This window comes from Lactobacillus sp. N54.MGS-719 (assembly GCF_000980505.1).
GTDB lineage: Bacteria > Bacillota > Bacilli > Lactobacillales > Lactobacillaceae > Lactobacillus > Lactobacillus amylovorus.
The window spans coordinates 1-3,195 of the sequence record NZ_LARO01000075.1 but is presented as its reverse complement, the minus strand read 5'-3'; the positions used below and the strand labels follow the sequence as shown (position 1 = coordinate 3,195).

The following is a 3,195-nucleotide window of genomic DNA, read 5'->3' as shown; positions in this document are numbered from 1 at the left end:
GTCACGGCATTGGCTTCATCTCCACTTTACATAGTAAAAGAAAAAGTGTTGAACGACTACTCCGTCGAGTAATCATCCAACACTAGATTAGTATGTTTTGTTATAGATTATTTGGCAGAATACTTGAAAGACAGTATAATGGTGTCTGTATAAAATTGTTTTTATGGGAGTAATTATTCAATGAAAATGCAAATGGCGGAAATTGCCAAGGCTTTAAATACAACTTGTGAAGGCGACGATCAAACAGTTATTACTTCTGTTGCCTTTGACTCCAGAAAGATCACAAATGGTGGTTTGTTTGTACCACTTGAAGGTGAACGTGACGGACATGATTTCGTAGCTGGTGCTATTAGTAATGGTGCTTCTGCTACGCTTTGGAAGAAGGGACACCCTAACAAACCAGAGAATATTGCGGTAATCGAAGTAGATGATCCACTTAGCGCAATGCAAGATTTGGCACGCTACTACTTACGCAAGGTTAACCCAACTGTAGTTGGTATTACTGGTTCAAATGGTAAGACTACTACTAAAGACATGGTAGCTGCCGTTTTGTCCAAGCGTTTTAACGTTCATAAGACACAAGCCAACTTTAATAACGAGATTGGTGTGCCAATGACCATTCTTGAAATGAAGCCAAATACTGAAATTTTGGTACTTGAAATGGGTATGGACAGACCTGGTCAATTACACCACTTAAGTGAATTGACTCATCCTGATGTAGCCGTAATCACTATGATTGGTGAAGCTCACATCGAATTCTTTGGTACACGTGACAAGATTGCCGATGCCAAGATGGAAATTACCGACTTCTTGCGTGAAGACGGTGAATTTATCTTCAACGGTGATGAACCATTGTTACAAGAACGTGCTAAGAAGCTTGATCAAGTTAAGGCTACCTTTGGCTTCAGGGATGAAGATACAGTTCACGCTACTGGCTTTAAGAGCTACATGCACCATGCTACTTTCACTATTAACGATTCAGAGCAAAAGTTCTCAATCCCAATGATTGGTAAGCACAACGTTTCAAACGCTATGGCTGCAATTAGTGTTGGTCGTCACTTTGGCGAAAGCGATGAAGAAATTGCCTCATCACTTTCTAACTTCAAGCCAACTGCTAACAGAATGGAGTGGGAAAAGGGCGATGCCGGCGAAGCAATTATGAGCGACGTTTATAACTCTAACCCAACTGCTGTTAGAGCCGTTGTTACTAGCTTTGGTCAAGTTGAAGTTAAAGACGACGGTTGTAGAATTGCCGTCTTGGGCGATATGCTTGAATTAGGTAAGAACTCTCCTGCACTTCACGCTGGTTTAAGTGATACTTTGGATCCACAAATCATCAATGAAGTATATTTGTACGGCCCTGAAATGAAAAACTTGTACGATGCATTGAAAGACAAGTATAAGCCAGAACATTTGCATTATTATACACAAGATCAAATGGATCGTATGATCGACGATCTTAAAAATGATATTAAGCCGGACGACATTGTTGTATTAAAGGGTTCACACGGGATGCACCTTGAAAATGTCTTAGCCCGACTAAGATAGGAGAATAAATTTTTTGAAATTTTCAGAATTAGGATTAAACGATGCGCTTCTTAAGGCAATTAAACGCTCAGGCTTTGAAGAAGCAACTCCAATCCAGGAACAAACTATTCCACTTGCTTTAGCGGGCAAGGATGTAATTGGTCAAGCGCAAACTGGTACAGGTAAGACTGCTGCTTTTGGTTTGCCAATTTTACAAACTATTGATAAAAAAGAAAAAGCAATTCAAGCGATCATTATTGAACCAACGCGTGAATTGGCTATTCAGACTCAAGAGGAATTATTCCGTCTAGGTCGTGATGAACATGCCCACGTACAAGTAGTTTATGGTGGAGCTGATATTGGTCGTCAAATTCGTTCTTTAAAGCACCATGTACCATCAATTTTAGTAGGTACTCCAGGACGTTTATTGGATCACTTAAAGCGTGGCACAATCAATTTGGACAAAGTTAAGGCTGTTGTTCTAGATGAAGCAGACGAAATGCTTGATATGGGCTTTATTCAAGATATTGAAAGCATTTTGAAGTATGCCAAGAACCGCAAGCAAACTTTGCTCTTTAGTGCAACGATGCCTAAGCCAATCTTACGTATTGGCGAAAAGTTCATGAACCATCCTAAAATTGTTCAAATTAAGGCTAAGGAATTAACTGCAGACTTAATCGATCAATACTTTGTTCGTGCCAAAGAATCAGAAAAATTCGACATTATGTGTCGTTTAATCGATGTTCAAGGTCCAGACTTGGCTTTGGTCTTTGGTCGTACTAAACGCCGCGTAGATGAGCTGACACGTGGCTTGCAAGCTCGTGGCTATAATGCAGCCGGTATTCACGGTGACTTGTCACAAGCTCGCAGAATGGCCGTCTTGAAGCGATTCCGTGAAGGTAAGCTTGATATTTTGGTAGCCACTGATGTCGCTGCTCGTGGACTTGACATTTCAGGTGTTACTCACGTTTATAACTACGATATTCCGCAAGATCCAGATTCTTACGTTCACCGTATTGGTAGAACTGGTCGTGCCGGTCAAAACGGAATTTCAGTAACTTTTGTAACGCCAAATGAAATTGGCTACATGAGAACCATCGAACAATTAACCCAGAAGAAGATGTCACCACTTCGTCCACCTACAGATGCGCAAGCTTTCCGTGGTCAATTGAAGCAAGCTGAAGCTGAAATCGAAGATTTGATGAATGGTGATTTGGGCAAGTACACGCAAGAAGCTAGTGAACTGCTTGATAACTACTCAGCACTTGATTTGGTTGCAGCCTTCTTGAAGAATCTTTCTAAAGATTCTACTGACGTTAAGGTTAAGATCACCCCAGAAAAGCCACTTCCATACAAGGGAGATGGTCGTCACCACCGTGGCGGTCGCGGCAAGGGACGCAACAATCGTGGACATGGCAATGGTAATTATCACCGTCGCAACAACCACAACTATCGTCATAATGGCAATCGTGGTAAGCGCGGTCGTGGCAATGGTCATGAATTTATTATCAAGAATAAAAAAGATTAATTTTTATCCTAAAAAAGAAGTTGTTATTCTGACAACTTCTTTTTTCTACTCTAAGTCAAGTGTTATCAACGATTTTAAGCAATTTTATTTTGAAATACAGGCCTAATCGGGAAATGGCTCCCGGAGAATCGAGTTAAATA

2 protein-coding genes are annotated in these 3,195 nt (G+C 40.8%); both read left to right on the top strand.

Annotated features, from left to right (window positions below; genetic code table 11):
- Positions 1 to 180: 180 nt before the first annotated feature.
- Positions 181 to 1,548 (top strand): UDP-N-acetylmuramoyl-tripeptide--D-alanyl-D-alanine ligase, encoded by a 1,368-nt coding sequence (murF, locus tag WS44_RS08815; RefSeq protein ID WP_013641455.1) that lies wholly within the window; start codon positions 181 to 183, stop codon positions 1,546 to 1,548.
- Between the two features lie 13 nt (positions 1,549 to 1,561).
- Entirely contained in the window at positions 1,562 to 3,055 is a 1,494-nt protein-coding gene (locus WS44_RS08810; RefSeq protein ID WP_046434048.1) for a DEAD/DEAH box helicase, read from the top strand.
- Positions 3,056 to 3,195: the final 140 nt, after the last annotated feature.

Excerpts from the sequence above, each read along its gene's own strand:
- murF (WP_013641455.1), top strand. The coding sequence starts at position 181 with ATGAAAATGCAAATGGCGGAAATTGCCAAGGCTTTAAATACAACTTGT.